Raw genomic sequence first — 20,715 nt, 5'->3', positions numbered from 1 at the left:
TATGAATTATCAATTATGAGAAGAGCGATAGTTATAAGTTTACTCCTGTTTATAGGGTGGAGTGCGCAGGCACAGATGAATCTTACGCTGGAGAAGACCATTACGTTGGCGGCCGATAGTTCGTTGGAGGCGTTTCGCAGTAAGAACCTTTACCTGGCAGGGTATTGGCAATACCGCACGTTCCAGGCGGGACGTTTGCCCAGCCTGACGCTGAATGTCACTCCCGCCCAGTACTACCGGGATATCACCCGGCGTTACGATTCGGAAAATGATATCGATGTCTACCGGAAGCAACAGTCGTTCTATGCCGGCGGTAACCTTTTGGTCGAGCAGAACTTCGACCTTCTGGGCGGTCGCTTCTATATCGATTCCGATCTGGGTTATATCCGTAACTTCGGGGATAATACATACAGTCAGGTGACTACCGTACCCATCCGTGTCGGCTACTCCCAGTCGCTGCTCGGCTATAATCCTTTCCGTTGGGAACGAAAGATCGAACCGATCAAATACGAAAAGGTAAAAAGGGAATTCCTCTACAACCTCGAGCAGGTGAGCGAACAGGCGACGACCTATTTCTTCAATCTGGCCATGGCGCAGGCCGAATACGACCTGGCACGCGATAAGGTGGCCGCCTCCGACACCCTCTACCGGACCGGGCAGGAGCGCCATAAGATCGCCTCGATCAGTCAGGGCGACCTGTTGACCCTGAAGCTCGATGCCGTGAATGCGCGTAATGCGTTGCAGAATGCCGATATTGCCCTCAAACGCGCCATGTTCAGCCTGGCGTCTTACCTCAACTTCGACAAGAATACGGAGATCCGCCTCGAGCTGCCCAGCCGTCCGCGGGATATGGTGATACAGGTGGATGAAGCCTTGACGTATGCCCGCGAAAACAATCCCAAGTTCCTGGCGCTCGACCAGCAGGTGATGGAAGCCGAACAGCAGGTCGACAGAACCCGTAAGGAAGCCCTTTTCAACGCCTCGGTCAATGCCAGTATCGGTTTTAACCAGGTGGCGGATAACTTCAAAGACGCCTACCGCGATCCGTTGCAGCAGGATATTGTAACGGTCTCGCTGAAAATACCCTTGATCGACTGGGGCGTACGTAAAGGCAAATACAATATTGCCAAGAACAACCTGAGTGTGACCCAGATCTCTGCCCGTCAGGAAGAGCTGACAGTGGAAGAAGATGTGATCATGACCGTAGGCGATTTCAATATTCAACAATCCCTGATCGGCAGCGCCGAAGAGGCCCTCGATCTGGCGATCCGTGCCTATAACGAGACGCGCCAGCGCTTTATGATCGGCAAAGCGGACATCAGCAGCCTGACCCTCTCCCAGAACCGCCAGGAAGAGGCGCAGCGCAACTATATCTCCGCCCTTTGCAATTACTGGCTAAGCTACTTCAAGATCCGCAAGCTGACACTATACGACTTTGAACGGGGCATCTCGCTCAGCCGCGATTTCGACTATAAACACTATGTCCGATAAGCAGAAAAAAATATCCTCTTCTTCTCCCCTGGGTTTCCGGGGGGCCTCTTTTTCTATTATCGTCACCTTTGTCTGTCTGGCATTGGCAGGACTGGCTTTTGTCCCACTTCTGCCGATCAAGTTATCGCCCTCGCGCACACTGCCGCAATTGACTGTCAGCTACAATATGCCGAACAACTCCGCCCGTGTGATCGAGATGGAAGTCACCTCCCGGTTGGAATCGATGCTGGCCCGCATCAAAGGCATTAAAAACCTCAATTCGACCTCGGGCAATGGCTGGGGAAGGATCACATTGGAATTGGATAAATATACGGATATCGACGCGGCACGCTTCGAAGCGTCGACCATCGTACGGCAAACCTGGCCGGGCCTGCCCAATGGGCTGAGCTATCCGGTGATCGAGATGAGCCGCCCCGATGAGAACGAATCGCGGCCATTTATCAGTTATACCTTGAATGCGGCCGCCACCCCGATCTTTATCCAACGCTTCGCCGAAGAGAATATCAAACCGCGGCTGGGCAGTATTGCCGGTATCTACCGCGTAGATGTCAGCGGAGCAACCCCGATGGAATGGCGGTTGGAGTACGACAGCCGTCAACTGGTATTATTGGGCATTACGCTTTCCGAGATCGAGAACGCGATCAGCGAGTATTACCATAAAGAGTTCCTGGGTATAGCCTTGACCGAAGGAGAAGAATGGATCCGGCTCGCCCTGGTGCCCGAACGGCTGGACAACGGTTTCGACCCGACCCGCATCACCCTGACAACAGCCGAAGGCAAACTGATCCGCCTGGACCAGATCCTGAAAGTCACCCGTCAGGAAGAAGCGCCGCAAAACTATTTCCGCATCAACGGACTCAATTCGATCTATCTCTCGCTTCGGGCAGAAGAGACCGCGAACCAGTTGGATCTGGCTTCGAAAGTAAAAGAAGAGATGGAACATATCCGTTCTATCCTTCCGGCAGGCTATGAGATCCATACCAGCTACGACGCGACTGAATACATACAAAAAGAGCTCGATAAGATCTATATCCGCACGGGATTGACCGTATTGATCCTGTTGCTCTTTGTCTTATTGATCACCCGGAACGCCAAGTACCTCTTGCTGATCGTCATCAGCCTGAGCGTCAACCTGGGCATAGCCGTGATCTTCTATTACCTGTTCAACCTGGAGATACAGCTCTATTCCCTGGCGGGTATCACGATCTCACTCAGTCTGGTGATCGACAATACGATTGTGATGACCGACCATATCCGGAACCGGCAAAACCGGGGTGCGTTCCTTTCCATCCTGACCGCCACCCTGACCACCATCGGGGCGTTGGCGATTATCTTTTTCCTGGATGAACGAATCCGTTTGAACCTGCAGGACTTTGCCGCGGTTGTGATTATCAACCTCGGCGTATCGTTATTCATTGCCCTTTTCCTGGTTCCCGCACTGATCGAAAAGATGGGACTGCTCAGGATTCGCCAGAAAACCAAAGAGAAGAAACCGAAGAAATGGCTGCAGGGCGTACACCATTTCACCCGTCGCTTCCCGATCTACTTTACCCGTTACTACGAGCGGCAAATCCGCTTCTTCGTGCGCTGGCGAGTGATTGCCTGCATCCTGATTATCCTGTTGTTCGGGCTGCCGGTCTTTATGCTTCCCGATAAGATTGAGCCGGAAGACGAAAAACTGGAAACGCTCTCGCCTTTCCAGAAAGACCTGATCGAAAAGTATAATGCCTTCGTAGCGAAGGATACCTATAAAGAAAAAGTAAAGCCGGTGATCGATAAGGCTTTGGGAGGAACGTTGCGCCTGTTTGTGCAGAAAGTCTACGAAGGCAGTTATTTCACCCGCAGCGAAGAGGTTGTCCTGACTATCACCGCCTCTATGCCTAACGGAACAACCCTGGAACAGATGAACCACCTGGTCCGGCGCATGGAGTCTTACCTGTCGACCTACCAGGAGATCAAACAATTCCAAACCAGCATCTATAGCGCCCGTCAGGCGAATATCCGGGTCTACTTCACCCGGGAGAGCGAGCGGACAGGCTTCCCGTACACCTTGAAAAGCCGGGTGATCAGCAAAGCGCTCGAATTGGGTGGCGGCAGTTGGGGCGTGTACGGCTTGCAGGACCAGGGGTTCAGCAACGATGTGCGTGAGTCGGCGGGTAACTACCGCATCCGGATGTACGGATACAATTACGATGAGCTCTTTGAGTGGGCCGAGACGTTGAAAGAGCAGCTATTGACCTATCGCCGTATCAAAGAAGTATTGATCAATTCGGAATTTTCGTGGTACAAAGACGACTACCAGGAGTTTTCCTTCAAACTGAATAAAGAACGGATGGCACAGGAGGATATCCTGCCCATCCAGTTGTTTGCCTCCCTGCGCCCGGTGTTCGAGCGCGACCGCTATACGGGAACGATCGTGGTCGATAACGAAACGGAGCGACTGAAATTGAACTCCCGCCAATCCAAGACGTTCGATATCTGGAATATGCAGTACGTGCCGCAATACGTGAAAGGCATACCGTATAAACTGGCAGAGCTGGCGACAGTCGAGAAAGGGCAGATGCCGCAAAAGGTTGCCAAGGAAAACCAGCAGTACGTCTTATGCCTGCAATACGAATACATCGGGGCCTCCAACCAGGGTAGCCGTATCCAGGAACGTGTCCTCAAGGAATTCAACCGCCAGTTGCCCATGGGTTATACCGCGGAGAAAGCGGATTATTCCTGGGGTTGGGGGAAAAAGGACAACAAGCAGTACCTGTTATTATTGTTGATCATTGTGATCATCTTCTTCACGACCAGTATCCTCTTCAACTCGTTGAAGCAGCCGCTGGCGGTGATCTTTGTGATCCCGATCTCCTATATCGGCGTGTTCCTGACGTTCTATGGGTTCAAACTCAACTTCGACCAGGGCGGCTTTGCTTCGTTTGTCATCCTTTGCGGGATCACGATCAATGCCAGTATCTATATTATCAACGAGTACAACCAATTGCGCCTGCGCCATCCCCGCATGAAGCCCCTGCGTTTATACCTCAAGGCCTGGAATGCAAAGATCGCCCCGATCTTCCTCACCATCGTATCGACCGTCCTGGGATTCATCCCCTTTATGGTCGGCACCACCAAAGAAGCCTTCTGGTTCCCCCTGGCCGCCGGCACCATAGGCGGTCTGATCATGTCTTTTATCGGCATCTTCTTCTACCTGCCGATCTTCTCCCTGAAGCGAGAGAAGTGAGCGTGAAGCCCTCAAAGCTTTCGCTGAAAGAGCCTTCAAGTTTCAAAATATGGGAAAGCGCGCGTAGCGCGTGCCGAAGGCTCTCTTTTGCCGTCAGTTTCAACTGACGGATTTGAAGCCGGAGACGTAGCCTCTACCGCTGTGGGTTTCAACCCCAGCATCACTGCTCTTACTTTGTATTCTTCGCGCGCAATTTACTAACATATTAAATCCGTGTGATCCGTGGCTAAAACCAAAAATACCCTCCGAACAGAGTTTTTCGTTTTTTTACTTACATCATACAGGATTTTCTTTCAGCTCTGTTTATCAATCATATAACTGTTTTAGATAATAAAAAAAGCAGTGAAATTTCTGTAAGTAACTTTCTGGTACCTGTTGGAGAGTCCCAATAGTGATCGGTTTAACATGGTTGCCTATTCCGGCTGTATGATGCAAGTAAAAAAACGAAAAACTATGTTCGGGATGATCGGTTTACCATGGTTTGCCATTTGCATTTGTTAACATCCACCATTCGACTACCAAGCCGACTCTTTTACCGAAAAGGCCGGCAGGGTTTCCGAAAAGGCCGTCGGAGTTTGGCAAAAGGCCGCCGGCCTTTTTCAAAGGGCTGCCGGAGGATAAAAATGCCGGGTTAGTCAGGTGAATATTTGTCAGTGAACGCAAAAGTCTTAGCGCATATTATTCGATCTATGGACCTGCCGCAATCCCCCTTTTTCAAACTACCGGTAGTTTGCGAACAAAGTATTAGTAGTTTGCGAACAAACTACCGGTAGTTCGTGCGCAAACTACCGGTAGTTTCTGAAGGAAATATTAGCGCCTCTTTTTCAATGGTTTAGAAATCGCATTGAAGAAAATCTTCATTTACATTAGTCGTTTGGCGTGACTCGGCATAATCCAAGTAAACTTGGCTTCTGCGCTCGCTACTTCAAACGTTCCGATTTTCTTCAGAAGATAGTAGTGGGTAGTTAGTAGTTAGTAGGCGCGGAGCGGTAAATAGAAGGAAATGTGAAGGTGCAGGATAATAGCAAGTGGACTATCTCGGCTGGGGCTGACCCAAAAGTATAAGATATACTATCTGTGTGTCCTCGCCTGGTCAGGCGAGGGGGACCATCGCTTGCGATGGTGGAGTGGTTGTTTACATACATACCGTACTGAAGTACAGATTCTTGACAGAAAAGACAACCACCCCACCGCTGCAAGCAGCGGTCCCCCCCGCCTGACCAGGCGGGGACACTTAGTTCGTATATCTGATACTTTTGAGTCAACCCCGTGGACCAGAGCCGTAGGCGATGGTGGGGTAGTTTGATCCTAATTTTGTATGAGATAGGTATTTATCATTTGTCAAAAGATCAAACTGCTCCAGGAGATCAAACTGATTCAAAAGATCAAACTGCTCCACCACGGCAAGCCGTGGTCCCCCTCTTCTTGTCTAAGAAGAGGAGCCAAGATACTGATATCGCAAATCTTCATTTGAAAGCGCGCGTCAGGCGTACGCAGAAGAGCCAGGATAGACCCCAGCGTATTATCGCTAAGTCTACCCTGGCCCTTTCTCAATTAAAAATTAAAAATTAACAATTAATCATTAACCATCACTTTCCACCTCTGATTGCCTGCCCGAACAAAATAGATACCGGCGGCCAAAGCCACTGTTTTCGAACCCCGAAGTCCACGAAGTTGCACCACGTTTTGGCCAGTGACGTTATATACCGCCACGTCGACCGCAGTGGCCATTTCATTGTCAATTGTCAATTGTCCATTGTCAATTGCCAGTCGGATGCCTTGCGTCAGCGAGGTGTTCGACGTGGGCGAGGTGCCTTCGAGGGTGATGGTGATCGGGCCGGTGACACGGTCGATGGTGTAGGAAAGGGATGCCCCCACCCGGCCTCCCCCCAAGGGGGAGGAGATAGGAAGCGCTTCGCTTCGCAGAGCCTCCCCTTCGGGGAGGTTGGAGGGGCTTATCTCCTGGCCGTTGTGATAGACATGGATCTGTGCTGGGTCGAAGTCACCCGTAAGGGTAAAGCTAAACGGTGCGCCATAGGCCACTTTATGCGCTCCGGCGCCGACATTATAGGTGATGCCTTCCGTTTCGGGCAGGGTGACGGTATATTCGCGCTGGGCGATCAGGATCGTATGATCGGCCGTAACGGGGTTGAGGATATAGCTGTAGTAGGATCCGGCGGCGGGCACGGTAAAAGGCGTGTCGACGCCATCGATCACCAGCATAAGATCCTCCGCTGTGAGTGTCGGGTCTTCGGGCAGGAACTGCAGGAAGAGGTGATCGCCTTCGGCGATGGAATGCGTTCCGGCGGTATAGTTGTATAGGTCGATGCCCGGGGCCAGCTCGAGGGTGAGACTGTGGTAGGTGGCGGGGTCGGCGTTGGTCGGCACTACCGTTTCGTAGGCGCCGATATTGATCGTTCCCTGGATGCGCTTATCGCCGGCGGCGTCGGTGTCAGGATAACCTTTGCCTTTATAAGCGTCGTTATCTCCCGCATCGATGGCCGGGCTACCTTCCAGCAGGCGGAAGTCGCCGTTGGCGGCATCGGCAAAGAGGGGGTCATAGGTGGAGCCGATCAGGGGGTTATCGCCAGAAAAACTACCATCCCCCGCGATCTCGCTGCCGATCAGGTTATGGGAGCCGGAGCCGGAGGAGGAGCCGGAGGAGGAAACGTAGAGATCCTGAATACCGCCAGCCGTAAGTTTATTTTCCCAGAGGATATTATTGGTCAGCGTGGCGTCTCCGTAGGCAAAGACTCCGCCGCCGTCGCTGGAGGCTGTATTACCGTAGATCGTATTGTTCGTCAGCGTGGCGTCTCCGTAGGCATGGACTCCGCCGCCTATGTAGACTGTATTGCCGTAGATCGTATTATTGGTCAGCGTGACGTCTCCGTAGGCATAGACTCCGCCGCCGTAGCCGGCTTTATTGCCGTAGATCGTATTGTTCGTCAGGGTGGCGCCGTTGATGGCATAGACTCCGCCGCCGCTGCTGGCGGAATTATTGTCGTAGATCGTATTGTTGCGTAGTGTACCGCCCTCGGCATAGACTCCGCCGCCTTGGCCGTCGCCCTTACCTCCCGTGATATAAAACCCATCGAGCGTGCCGCCAGTAAGGCGTACCACCGTATAGCTGTTGTCGTTTTTATTAAGGGTAAGATCTCCGGCAGTATCATCTCCTAACAAATCCCCCGAGAGGATCGTTTGGTTATTAACCCAGTTGCGCTGATCGCGATTTTCTTCCCCTCCGTCAAAGCCGCCATAGACGGTGACATGGGCAGGGATTGCAAAGGTGGCGTCGCGGTCAGCGTCTGTGATGGGGCCAGTGACTGCAGTCGGTTTATATTCCCCCGCAGCCACCCAGATCTCGATGGGGGCGGGGGCGGCTTCTGCGCCTGCGTCGCCGTCGTCGGTGGCGGCATACGTCAGCGCAGCACTCAATTCCTTATAAGCATTATCCCAGGAGGAGCCATCGCCGGCACCGCCGGAAACTTGCTGATCTACTCGAATTATTTTTGTTGGCTCCGCCCCTTCGGCGAAAGCATTTAAACTAAGGGTTACCCCAATCAAGAATAGAGTAAGTACCAGATGTAATTTTTTTGTCATACGTTTTACGATTTCTTTATGTTTATACTTGAGATACGGATAGCTGTTGGTGGATTTTCTTTTCCGTGTGGCAAAGGTAAAGGCAGAAAATGAGACTGGCCCTTGAAAAACATAACTTTTTCTTGACATTACGACAAATTTTCTTGACATTACGACAATTTTCTTGACATTACGACAATTCGGGCGTTTTTTTTTTGAAGATGGAGAAGAAAAGGGAAGAAAATTCAAGGATTATACCGGGTTTTGTCGTAGAAGTTAAGGATGTCGATTAACATATTATGGGCTTGGACGGCGGGGCTTTCGGGATTGATTTCTATCGCTTGCAGATAATTATTAAGCGCCTGGCGCATATCTCCCTTTTTTCGGTAGGCATTCCCTCGCAGGTAATACGCTTCATCCGAATCGTTATGGGTTGAAATATAATTGTCTAAGCGTTGGAGGGCTTCATCAATCCGCCCTTCACGTATATATTGTTTGATTGTTTCCATAAAGCGAAGTTAACCATTCTTTTGATGGAGCGATTAGGAAATATGAAATATCTTTTTAATTTTGTGGATAGTTGTTTTTAATCTCAATTCAATCTATTTTTTATGAAAAAATGTATGTTAGCCATAGTCTTTTGCCTGAGTTCTCTCCTGGCATTTTCTCTTCAGGCACAAACCTCGATTACTTCAAAAATGGTTTTGGAGCGGATGGGCGCGCAAGTGTCTATCTATCCGCAGGAGAAATTGTATCTGCACCTGGATCGGACCTCTTTCTTTCAGGGAGAAAAGATCTGGTTTAAAGCGTATCTGACAGATGCCTTCCTGCATTCGTCGGAGGCGGGAAGCCGTTATGTGTATGTGGAATTGATCAACCCGGCGGACTCTGTCGTCGAACGGGTGATGATCCGTCCGGAGAATGACCTGTTTTATGGCCATTGCCCCATAGCGGAAGACCTGGCGGAAGGCACCTATACGCTGCGCGCCTATACCCGGTATATGGAGAATATGGGTGAGGATAGCTATTTCCGGCGGAAGATAGAGGTCAGTAGTGTGATCGCTTCGCAGATCCGTCCGCATTATACGTTGGACTATCTGCCGGAAGAACGGAAGGTCCATATCGATCTTTATTATACCGCCGGATATTCGGATGAGAAGATCAAACCCGATAAGTTGATGATACTAAACCGGAGAGGCGAGATGCGCCCGGTACGTATGGAGAAAGATACGGTTGCCCGCTTTGCATATGAGCTGCCGAAGAAAGGCGAACCGCAACACGCGATTTATCTGGAAGTCGATAACTTCAGTCATTATATCCCTTTACCCACAGCCGATGAGGATTATGAGGTGACCTTCTATCCGGAAGGTGGATACCTGATTAACGGCGCCCTGACGCGTGTCGCCTTCAAAGCGGTCAACGCAGCGGGTTTGCCGGAAGAGATCACCGGCACCATCTATAACGATAAAGGGGAGGGGGGGACCGAAATACAAACGCTACATAATGGTATGGGCCTGTTCGGGCTTATTGCCGGGGAGAAGGATTCTTATTACCTGGAATGCGTGAACAGTAAGAACCAGAAGAAACGGTTTGATCTGCCCAAAGGCGTGTCCGGTGTGTATGGCATACAAGCGAATGGGAGAGGGGGGAATCTGTTTGTGCATCTGGTCGCCCCCGGCGATAAACCGGTGAAGGATAATCTGTACATTCTGATTCACCAAAACGGCGAGGTGTATTTCTTCGATTCGTATTCTCCCAAGCGAAAAGAGATGGTGTTCCCCTGGGATATTCTGCCACAGGGCATACTGCAGGTGATGCTGCTGGACAAAGACCTGAATCCCTTGAGCGAACGTTTGGTTTTCTCTCCGGTAAGGGATGAACCGGTATTGCGGATGAATGCCGACAAGGCAGCCTATGCCATCCGCGAGAAGATCTCGATGGAACTGGATCTGAGGGATGAAAAAGGCGCTCCGCTGAAAGGCAATTTGTCTGTGGCCATAACGGACAGCCGGGATGTGGAAATCGATAGCCTGCATACGATCGCTTCGACCTTGTTACTGACTTCGGAACTGAAAGGCTACATCGAAGATCCGGCCTATTACTTCCGTTCCGACGAAACGAAAGCCGTGTATGCTTTAGACCTGTTGTTGATGACCCAGGGCTGGCGGCGCTATGATGTCGCGCAGGCGCTGAAAGGAAATTATACCTACCCGATGATCCGGCCGGAAATGGGGATGGCGCTGACGGGCACCGTTACGCAGATCGAATCGAATAAACCCATCGCGAAAGGAGAGGTTACCCTGATGCTGACCGACCAGGAGGGGGGAAGCTTTATCGATCAGACCTTTACCAATGAAAAAGGTCAATTTGTTTTTCCCGGGATGGAATATTCAGACAGTACCAAACTATTTATGCAATCGCTGAATTTCAAAGGGAAAAATCATGTTCAACTGAATATGGATAAAATAACCTATCCCTTTGCCGGGGCATTAGACCGGGCCCTTCGGCAGCTGCCACCGGAAACAATCGAAGAGGATATCTCCTTTGAAGAAGAGGAAGATCTGAATCTTATACTCAAGAAAGCGGAAGAGAGGGCGAAGTATGATGAAAATATGCAGGTGGTCAACCTGAAAGAGATTATGGTCACCGCGCTCAAAGTCGAGAAGGATCCGGGACCGGAACGGTCGGTTTATGCGTCGAAGTTTACCACGGTCGTGGATTTTGAGGAGAAGATGGAGACCCGGAATTATTCTTCGGTGGCCGATCTGTTTTATGAGATTCCCGGCGTTCAGGTGGTTACCGATGAATTCGATAATAAACACCTGATTATTCGGGGTGTCGGAAGCATAAACAGTGGTATTTTTGCCACGATCCTGGTCGACGGTATTCCTACGAACGACCCGGAGATCTTCAAAACCATCAATGTCCATGATGTGGCTTCGGTGGAAGTGTACAAAGGTGCGGATGCCGCCATATTTGGTCTGCTGGGAGGCAATGGGGTGGTGAATATCCTCTATAAGAAAGGCGGGAATGTGAAAACCTTGCCCGACTTTAACAAGGTGAGTACTACACTCTTGGGATTCCAACGGCCCGTCGAGTTCTATGCGCCCAAATACGAAACACCCCAGCAGAAGAGCTCTTACCTGCCCGACTTGCGCACCACCATCTATTGGAAGCCGGATCTGCTGACAGACGAGGATGGAAAGGCACGCCTTGAATTTTATTCTGCCGATTCGCCGACGGTCTATGATGTTGTGTTCGAAGGTTTGACCACGGATGGAATACCCGTGCGAAAGACGGAGAAAATCCGGATCGAATAGGCTTAAGTGTTGAGCCTCAAATCTATTAATAAAGGTTTTTTTATCGGGTAGATACGCGATGACGTTAATTATTTATGTATGTTTGCACTCGATTTTAAAAATACGAAACGAGATATGCAAAAGAATTTAGTCATTGTGGAGTCCCCGGCAAAAGCCAAAACCATTGAAAAGTTTCTGGGAAAGGACTATAAAGTTCTTTCCAGCTACGGGCACATCCGCGATTTGAAGGCGAAAGAGATCGGTATCGATTTCGAGCACGACTATGCACCGGAATATGTGATACCTACAGATAAGAAAAAGCTGGTAACCGAACTGAAAAACGAAGCCAAGAAAGCAGAGATGGTCTGGCTCGCTTCCGATGAAGACCGGGAAGGGGAAGCCATCTCCTGGCATTTGTTCGAGGCATTGAACCTGAAACCTGAGAATACGAAACGTATTGTTTTCCATGAGATCACAAAGACGGCGATCCTGCATGCCATCGAAACCCCCCGCGATATCAATATCGACCTGGTCAATGCCCAACAGGCACGCCGGGTGTTGGACCGTATTGTCGGATTCGAACTGTCTCCCGTGTTGTGGAAGAAAGTGAAACCGGCATTGTCTGCCGGGCGTGTGCAATCGGTAGCTGTGCGCCTGGTTGTCGAGCGCGAGCGCGAGATCAACGATTTCGTCTCCGAGGCAGCCTATCGCGTGATCGCCGAGTTTATCCTGCCCGATGGCACGACGATCCTGAAAGCGGAACTGAACAAACGCTTTAAAGAAAAGAAAGATGTCGTTGCGTTCTTAGAATCTTGCAAGAACGCCGCTTTTACCATCGAAGATATCACGAAGAAACCGGTACGCAAGTCGCCGGCTCCTCCTTTCACCACGTCTACCTTGCAGCAGGAAGCGGCGCGTAAACTGGGATTCTCCGTTTCGCAGACCATGACTGTGGCCCAACGCCTGTACGAATCCGGGTTTATCACCTATATGCGTACCGACTCCGTCAACCTGAGCGATCTGGCTTTGGGAACGGCCAAAGAGGCTATACTGGAAGAATACGGCGAGAAATATCATAAATTCCGTCAATACCATACCAAGAGCAAAGGGGCGCAGGAAGCGCATGAAGCTATCCGCCCGACCTATATCAGCCAGGTGGAGATCAGTGGCAATAACCAGGAAAAGAGACTGTATGACCTGATCCGTAAGCGTACGATCGCTTCCCAGATGGCGGATGCCGAACTGGAAAGAACGACCATCTCCGTGGCTATCAGCGGAAGTAGGGCGGAGAAGTTCGTGGCAACCGGTGAGATCATCACGTTCGACGGATTCCTTCAGGTCTATCTCGAAAGCAATGACGACGAGAATGAGAAAGAACAGGAAAACGGTCTGTTGCCTCCGGTGAAATTGAATGAGACATTGAGCTTGAAAGAGATAACGGCAACCGAACGGTTCACGCAGCGTCCGCCGCGTTATACCGAAGCCAGCCTGGTACGCCGCATGGAAGAACTGGGCATCGGACGCCCTTCTACCTATGCACCGACCATCCATACGATCCAGAACCGGGAGTATGTCATTAAAGGCGATAAAGAAGGTACGGAACGTTCGTATGAAGTGATCACCCTCTCCAAAGGCAGTCTGAAAGAAAAGGTGAAAACGGAAAAGGTCGGCGCCGACCGGAATAAATTGATCCCTACCGATATCGGGATTGTGGTGAACGACTTCCTGATGGAGAACTTCCCCAATGTATTGGAATATAATTTCACGGCTAACGTAGAGAAAGATTTTGACGCCATCGCTGAAGGCCAGCTCGTCTGGAGCAAAGCCATTGATAAATTCTATAAATTCTTCCATCCGCAGGTGGAAGAAGTAAAAGCACAGCGCACGGAACATCGAGTGGGTGAGCGTGAACTGGGCGTTGATCCCAAGAGCGGTAAACCGGTCTTTGTCAAGATCGGCCGTTACGGCCCGATCGCTCAGATCGGACAAGCCAACCCGGAAGACAAAGAAGCACCCAAGCCTCAATTCGCCTCGCTGATGAAAGGACAATCGATCGAGACGATCACGCTGGAAGAAGCCTTGAAATTGTTCGACCTTCCCCGTACGGTTGGTGAATACAAAGGCGAAGAAGTCGTGGCAGCAGTCGGTCGCTTCGGACCTTTTATCCGCCATGCCGGGAAGTTTATCTCCATACCGAAAGATTTGAATCCGCTGTCAATCACCTTGGACGAATCGATCACCCTGATCGAAGAGAAACAACAAAAAGACGAACAGCGCTTTATCAAGAAGTTCGACGCCGAGCCCGAACTGGAGATCCTCAATGGCCGTTACGGTCCGTATATCTCTTATAAAAAGAAGAATTACAAGATCCCCAAGAAAGGCCCTAAACCGGAAGAGCTGACCTTGGAAGAAACGATGGCCATCATCGCAGAAGCCGATAAAAACCCCGCCCCGGCAAAGAAAAGAGCCGTCCGGAAGAAATCCTGATCTTCCTTCACAATAAAAATAGAAAGCCGCCTGGAAACAAGCGGCTTTTTTGTCTTCTATCAAAACGACATGTTAAAAAGTGTTTCTATATATAGTACGCGCTCATACTACCTATAGTACGGCGCCATACTATAGGTAGTACGACGAAATACTACCTATAGGGTGACAAATTGCTATTTCCCGGAATTTTGAACCACCACGAACACGAAGTTACACAGAAGAAATGTATTACATCCTTTCCGGTACCTCTATGCCGAGTAGTGCCATGCCGGATTTGACGACTTTGGCGACGTTGGCGGATAAGACGAGGCGGCATTTTTTGATTTCCGGATCGTCTTCCCGGAGGATGGAGTAGTCGTGGTAGAACTGGTTGTATTCTTTGACCAGGTCGTAGACGTAATTGGCGATCAGGGCCGGACTGTATTCGCGGCCTGCTTCTTCAACCGTTGAGGCATAGTTGGCGAGCAACTGGATAAGCCCTTCTTCTTTTTCGGTCAATGGGGTATTCGCCGGTAATTGCGTGGGCAGCTCGATCTGCTGTTCCGCCGCCTTGCGCAGGACGGAGCGGATACGGGCATAGGTGTATTGGATAAATGGTCCCGTGTTTCCATTGAAGTCGATCGATTCTTTCGGGTTGAAGGTCATGTTCTTCCGGGGATCTACTTTCAACATGAAGTATTTCAGTGAGCCCAGTCCGACGATACGTGAGATATCTGCAGCTTCGTCGGGTGTCATCTCATCGAGCTTGCCTAATTCTTCGGAGATCTCGCGGGCGGTATGGATCATCTCCGCCATCAGATCGTCGGCATCGACAACGGTTCCTTCCCGGCTTTTCATCTTTCCTTCGGGCAATTCTACCATACCATAAGAGAAGTGTACCAGCCCTTTACCGAAGGCATAACCCAATTTATCCAACAGGATCGACAACACCTGGAAGTGGTAGTTCTGTTCGTTGCCCACGACGTAGATCATCTTGTCGATCGGGAAATCGTCGAAGCGCAGTTTGGCCGTACCGATATCCTGGGTCATGTAAACGGATGTACCGTCGGCGCGTAACAATAATTTCTCATCCAATCCATCGGGTGTCAGGTCGGCCCAGACCGAGTCGTCGTCCTTGCGGTAGAAGACACCGTTGTCTAATCCTCTCAATACCTCGCCTTTGCCTTCCAGATAGGTTTGCGACTCGTAATAGATCTTATCGAAATCAACGCCGAGCATTTTGTAGGTCTCATCGAAACCGGCATATACCCAACTGTTCATCCGTTCCCAGAGGGCATAGATCTCCGTGTCGCCGGCTTCCCAGCGACGAAGCATCTCGCGGGCTTCGGCCATCAGGGTAGATTGGGCTTCGGCTTCTTTAGGGATCAGACCTTTGGCTTCGAGCTCTTTGAGTTCCTGTTTGTAGTGCTTGTCGAAGAGCACGTAGAAGTCGCCAATCAGGTGGTCGCCTTTCTTGCCGGTCGATTCCGGCGTGGCGCCATTGCCCCATTTCTGCCAGGCGAGCATCGATTTGCAGATATGGATACCCCGGTCGTTGACGATATTGGTTTTTACCACCCGGTTGCCGTTGGCTTTCAGTATCTCTGCCAGGCTATAACCCAAGAGGTTGTTGCGGATATGTCCCAGGTGCAGGGGTTTGTTGGTGTTCGGAGAAGAATATTCGACCATCACCAACGGAGACTGTTCGGTGGCGGCGCGCAGGCCGTAATTCGGTTGACTGTTCACCTCATTGAGCAATGCGACCCAACAGGAAGAAGCGACGGTGAGGTTCAGAAACCCTTTGATCACATTGAACTCGGCAACCGCCGGTTCGTTTTCCCGCAGATATTCGCCGATCTTCTGTGCTGTTTCTTCGGGCGATTGGCGCGAAACCCGCAGAAAAGGGAATACCACCAGGGTAAGATGTCCCTTGAACTCTTTCTTTGTTTTTTGCAACTGTACCTGATCGGCAGTTGCGTCCGCACCGTATAATTGCTTGATGGCACCTACTACGGAAGTAGTGATTTGTTGTTCGATAGTCATATATTTAGGATCTTATATTCCGGATTTCCGGCGCAAAGATAGTGAAAGCCGAGCGCAGAAGCAAACTTGTTTGATTATGCCGAGGCGCATCCTATCTTCGATTCGAAGAAGCAAAGGTACAAAAAAAGGATACAATCAGATTGCATCCTTCCCAATTATGTAAGGGTCTCACTTACTTTACCAATTCGTTCAGTTCAGATCCTGCTTTGAATTTTACTGACTTTCTAGCCGGAATATTGATCGCTTCTTTGGTCTTCGGGTTAACTCCTTTGCGTGCTGCTTTTTCAGCAACAGTGAAAGAACCAAAACCTAAAAGGGCCACTTTACCCCCTGCCTTTAGTTCGTTAGATACGGTAGAGATGAATGCGTCAACCGCTTTTTTAGCGTCAACTTTGCTCAATCCGGCTTTTTCGGATACAGCATTGATAAATTCTGTCTTGTTCATGATGGTTTGATAGTTAATATATTAAACAAATCTTAATGTAATAGTAAGTTGGCATCAAATGTATTATTAATTTAATATACCGCAAAAAAAAACAGTAGTTTTTTTTGTTTAAGTCCTATGATTTAGTGGCTTTTGACGAAAAAACAGTCAAAATATACTTACCTTTGCCCAAAATAACGTTAAAGTACAGTATGGATCAGCATAATTCCGGATTCCTCAGTAGTATTCCTCCAATAACAAAAAACCTGATTATCATAAATCTTCTGGTATGGGTGGCCAGCCTGGTATTGCCTAAAGTGGGTATTGACCTGGTTGAACTTTTAGGCCTTCACTTCCCGGGTGCAACCGATTTTGGCCTCTGGCAGCTTGTGACGTATATGTTTATGCATGATACGCATTCCATCTCGCATGTGTTTTTCAATATGTTTGCCGTTTATATGTTCGGCCGCGTCCTGGAAAATGTATGGGGACCCAAACGGTTTCTTACCTTCTACCTGGTCACGGGAATTGGTGCGGGACTGGTACAGGAGCTGGTCTGGTTTTTCGATCTGCGCGACGTGATATTCAGCAGTCAGGATATGATCAACCTGAATGGTACCCGCTTATTGGCTAAGGGTGAATTCCTGAACCTCTTCGTGACGATCGGGGCATCCGGCGCTGTCTTTGGTATCCTGTTGGCTTTCGGCATGTTATTCCCCAATGTGCCCTTGTATCTGATGTTTATCCCTATTCCAATAAAAGCGAAATGGTTTGTGGTGGGATACGGACTGATCGAACTCTTCCTGGGCGTATCCAATTTCGGAGGCGATACGGTTGCCCATTTTGCCCATCTGGGAGGGATGCTGTTTGGTTTCTTTATGATTCGGTACTGGAAGAAAAAAGACGCGAAAAATGGGCGATATTTTTACTAACCTGAAACGGATATTCCGCTCAGGGAATATCCTGGTCAAGCTTATATATATTAATGTAGGCGTTTTCCTGTTATTTCGCCTGGCGGCCGTATTGTTTCTTTTGTTTAATGTGGCCGGTCTGCCGTTCCTCGAATATTTGCAGATGCCTTCCTCGCCGGTATTGCTCTTGCTCCGGCCGTGGACGCTGTTCACCTATATGTTCACCCATTACGATTTCTTGCATATTCTTTTTAATATGCTTTGGCTGTATTGGTTCGGCGGCATCTTCCTGCAATTCTTTAACGAGCGTCAATTGGGCGGGATGTATGTCCTGGGCGGAATAGCGGGAGCGCTTCTCTTCCTGGTGGCCTACAATATCTTCCCTTATTTCCAGGCTGTAGCCGGAAGCAGTTTCCTGATGGGTGCTTCTGCCTCTGTGATGGCGATTGTGTTTGCCGTGTCGTTCTACCGGAAAGAGTATGAGATCAATCTGTTGTTGATCGGACGGGTAAAACTGATTTGGCTGGCGCTGTTTACGCTGATCGTCGATCTCTTGGCCATCACCTCGACCAATGCCGGCGGCCATCTGGCGCATATCGGTGGGGCGCTGTTGGGCATTTGGTTTGCCTCCCGGATCCAAAAAGGGAAAGATATGACCGCACCAGTCAACCGGCTGATCGACTGGCTGGTGAACCTGGGCAAAAAGAAACCCAAGATGAAGGTTACGTATAAACGGACGGAAACCGATCAGGAATATAACGCCCGGAAACAGGAAGAAAGTAAAAACCTGGATGATATTCTGGACAAACTGAAACGATCCGGTTATGATAGCCTGTCGAAAGAAGAGAAAAAACAATTGTTTGACGCGAGTAAAAAATAGTATATGAAATCCCTTCGTATTTTATTCCGTTTTCTTTTTATATCAGCAAATATCGTATGTCTCGTTTTGCTGTTGGCCGCAGCCTATTCCGATAGGGTGTCGCCCGATCAAAGCCTGTTGATGGCTTATCTGGGACTGGTCTTCCCGGTGATTTTTACCGTCAGTTTCTGCTATGCCGTGTACTGGCTCTTTACGCGCGAATGGAAATTTCTGTTGATCAGTATCTGTGTCTTCGCTGTTTGCTGGGGGCCGATATCCCGCTATTATCCTTTCCACCTGAAACAGGAAGTGCCGAAAGAGAATGTCGTCAAAGTATTGACATACAATGTGATGAACTTTGCCGGGAAACGGCATACCCCCCTTTCCCCCAACCGGATGATTGAATATATCGCCCAGTCGGGAGCCGATATCGTTTGCCTGCAGGAATATACCGTAGCCCGGTCGGGGAAAGAACTAACCTCAGACGATGTGTTTAAAGCATTGGATATGTATCCCTACCGGTCGGTTGTCGTACTCAACGGGCACCGGTACAGCACGTCGGGGCTGGCTGTCTTCTCCAAATATCCGATCAAAAAGTCGCGGAAGATCGAATATGGAAGCCAATACAACGGATCGGTCCTGCATGAACTGGAGATAAACGGGAAAACCCTGACATTGCTCAACAACCACCTGGAGTCGTTTAAACTGACCCAGAAAGACCGCTCGCAATATTCTTCCCTGATCAAATCCCTCGATTCGGACGCTTTGGGTGAGATCCGGGGCACATTCCAGCAAAAACTGGGTCCGGCATTCCTCTTGCGTGCCAAACAAGCCGCGATCGTAGCCGAAGAGATTAAAAACGTAAAGACCGACTATCTTGTCGTATGCGGCGACTTCAATGATACCCCCCTTTCCTATGCCCACCGGGTGATCCAGGGCGATCTGACCGATGCCTTTGTCGCGTCCGGAAAAGGCATGGGCACGACCTACAACCAGAATCTCTTTTTGTTTCGTATCGATAATATCCTGCATTCGTCGAATATCACCTCCTATAATTGCACGGTCGACCGGGTGAAATATTCCGACCACTACCCGATGTGGTGCTACCTGCAATTGGGCGATTAAAAGAAATCCTCCCCCTCCTAAAATAAAAATGAGCCTACTTCGCTTGAAATAGGCTCATTTCGTATGCATATAAAAAATTAAAGGCTGTCTCACGACAACCCCTAACCAACTTTGTTAACCTTAAATCTAATACTATTATGAAAAAACCACACTGCAAAGATACGGCTCAGAAAGCTTCTGGCCATACTTTTCTGTGTAATATATGTTAAGCGCGAAGCCTAATCCTGCTAAAAGATGTTAGATTCGCGCTATTCACTCAGAAAATCCCTCCTTGCCGGAGAAAATGTATCGATCAATATGCCTGCCTCCAGGCATTGGCAACCATGCAATGCCTCGGGATGTATATACACACAATCCCCGGTACGGATTATTTGCGTTTCTCCTTCTACCGTAAATTCAAATACACCGGAAGCCACAAAAGTGGATTGCGTGTGCGGATGCCGGTGAGGATCTCCTATCCCTCCGGTAGCGAAATGCACTTTGACGACCATCAATTGCTCATCGTACGCCATGATCTGGCGTTTTACATTCTCATTGACGGCCTCCCATCTGGTCTCTTCTTCAAAAAGAAAAGTTTTACTTCTTAATTCCATCTCTATCGTTTTCTGACAAAAATACTACATTATAAAGTACGCACCGCTTTCTACGCGAAGAGAACTTCCCCCTCAAAGACTTTTTACCCCAATTCGCGCAACCATTTTCTCCTTTTGCCGGGACTATTTGTTTGTTGATAACCGTCAACAAATGAATGCTCCCGCGAATAGCTTCAGATACAGGAACTTATAGTTGTCGAGAAAACCGGAGGAAATTTGCGCTTTAGTTTGTCTCCTGATTAGGGCATGGTAGTGGTAAGAAAAGCCCTCTTGTTGCCCGCTGGAGTGGGTTTGATCGGTTCCGGACTGTTTGATGTCTGAGGGGGAATTGTCACATATTGAGGAGGGTAGCTTTATATAACAAAATTCTTTCAAAAAAGTTCACGAAATATTTGGATCGGATAAAATAAAACCCTTATCTTTGCACCCACGTTCGCTAAAAAGTTAGCACATGAGCGTAAAGTTCTTTGAAAGATTTACATCCAACAAGTAGTACAAGAGACGTTTTTGTATAGTTGAAAGTTGAGAGTTGAAAGTTGAAAGTGATTTCAGCGATAAGCTTTTTTACTTTTATATACAGAACAGAATTAACACCGTCAAATACTTGATCTATTAAATTTAGGTTAATCGTCATGAGTCATAGGAAAAAAATAAAACAAACAATTTATACAACGAAGAGTTTGATCCTGGCTCAGG

Annotated in this window: 12 protein-coding genes; 7 read left to right on the top strand and 5 right to left on the bottom strand. The window is 49.2% G+C overall.

Annotation, left to right across the window (positions count from 1 at the left end; translation table 11 throughout):
* Positions 1–15 precede the first annotated feature (15 nt).
* Both M2133_RS13100 and M2133_RS13095 read left to right on the top strand, forming a co-directional pair.
* The gene (locus M2133_RS13100) at positions 16–1,491 is read left to right on the top strand and encodes a TolC family protein (RefSeq protein WP_277466628.1); all 1,476 of its coding nucleotides are present in this window, start codon (positions 16–18) and stop codon (positions 1,489–1,491) included.
* Positions 1,481–4,720 carry an efflux RND transporter permease subunit gene (locus M2133_RS13095; RefSeq protein WP_277466627.1) on the top strand — a complete coding sequence of 1,080 codons (3,240 nt, stop codon included), beginning with the start codon at positions 1,481–1,483 and terminating at the stop codon, positions 4,718–4,720. The genes M2133_RS13100 and M2133_RS13095 overlap by 11 nt, the downstream gene beginning before the upstream one ends.
* 1,575 nt (positions 4,721–6,295) lie before the next feature.
* On the opposite strand, the gene M2133_RS13090 is transcribed toward M2133_RS13095, so the two are convergent.
* Entirely contained in the window at positions 6,296–8,320 is a 2,025-nt protein-coding gene (locus tag M2133_RS13090; RefSeq protein ID WP_277466625.1) for a choice-of-anchor Q domain-containing protein, read from the bottom strand.
* A 224-nt stretch (positions 8,321–8,544) separates the two neighbouring features.
* Positions 8,545–8,808, bottom strand: coding sequence for a tetratricopeptide repeat protein (locus tag M2133_RS13085; RefSeq protein ID WP_277466624.1), 264 nt, complete (start codon positions 8,806–8,808; stop codon positions 8,545–8,547).
* 114 nt (positions 8,809–8,922) lie between these two features.
* Between M2133_RS13085 and M2133_RS13080 the strand changes: the two genes are divergently transcribed.
* Both M2133_RS13080 and topA read left to right on the top strand, forming a co-directional pair.
* On the top strand, positions 8,923–11,619 hold the full coding sequence (locus M2133_RS13080; RefSeq protein WP_277466623.1) for a TonB-dependent receptor plug domain-containing protein: 2,697 nt from the start codon (positions 8,923–8,925) through the stop codon (positions 11,617–11,619).
* A gap of 114 nt (positions 11,620–11,733) precedes the next feature.
* The gene (gene topA / locus M2133_RS13075; RefSeq protein WP_277466622.1) at positions 11,734–14,085 is read left to right on the top strand and encodes a type I DNA topoisomerase; all 2,352 of its coding nucleotides are present in this window, start codon (positions 11,734–11,736) and stop codon (positions 14,083–14,085) included.
* Between the two features lie 228 nt (positions 14,086–14,313).
* Here the strand turns inward: topA and argS are convergent, their stop codons facing one another.
* Both argS and M2133_RS13065 read right to left on the bottom strand, forming a co-directional pair.
* Positions 14,314–16,107: an arginine--tRNA ligase gene (gene argS / locus M2133_RS13070; protein ID WP_277466621.1), complete on the bottom strand. Its 1,794-nt coding sequence runs from the start codon at positions 16,105–16,107 to the stop codon at positions 14,314–14,316.
* Between the two features lie 172 nt (positions 16,108–16,279).
* Positions 16,280–16,552, bottom strand: a complete 273-nt coding sequence (locus M2133_RS13065) for an HU family DNA-binding protein (protein ID WP_277466620.1) — start codon at positions 16,550–16,552, stop codon at positions 16,280–16,282.
* 191 nt (positions 16,553–16,743) lie between these two features.
* On the opposite strand from M2133_RS13065, the gene M2133_RS13060 reads away from it, so the two are divergent.
* The 3 genes from M2133_RS13060 to M2133_RS13050 are packed head-to-tail and all read left to right on the top strand — an operon-like array spanning position 16,744 to position 19,426.
* On the top strand, positions 16,744–17,463 hold the full coding sequence (locus M2133_RS13060) for a rhomboid family intramembrane serine protease (RefSeq protein ID WP_277466619.1): 720 nt from the start codon (positions 16,744–16,746) through the stop codon (positions 17,461–17,463).
* Positions 17,444–18,322: a rhomboid family intramembrane serine protease gene (locus M2133_RS13055; RefSeq protein ID WP_277466618.1), complete on the top strand. Its 879-nt coding sequence runs from the start codon at positions 17,444–17,446 to the stop codon at positions 18,320–18,322. Before M2133_RS13060 ends, M2133_RS13055 begins: the two co-directional genes overlap by 20 nt.
* A gap of 3 nt (positions 18,323–18,325) precedes the next feature.
* Positions 18,326–19,426 (top strand): endonuclease/exonuclease/phosphatase family protein, encoded by a 1,101-nt coding sequence (locus M2133_RS13050; protein WP_277466617.1) that lies wholly within the window; start codon positions 18,326–18,328, stop codon positions 19,424–19,426.
* A gap of 248 nt (positions 19,427–19,674) precedes the next feature.
* On the opposite strand, the gene M2133_RS13045 is transcribed toward M2133_RS13050, so the two are convergent.
* On the bottom strand, positions 19,675–20,019 hold the full coding sequence (locus M2133_RS13045) for a cupin domain-containing protein (protein WP_277466616.1): 345 nt from the start codon (positions 20,017–20,019) through the stop codon (positions 19,675–19,677).
* Positions 20,020–20,715: the final 696 nt, after the last annotated feature.

It is taken from the genome of Parabacteroides sp. PF5-6, assembly GCF_029504695.1.
Lineage (GTDB): Bacteria > Bacteroidota > Bacteroidia > Bacteroidales > Tannerellaceae > QVMG01.
The sequence above is the reverse complement of the archived record's forward strand: the minus strand, read 5'-3'. Positions and strand labels throughout refer to the sequence as shown.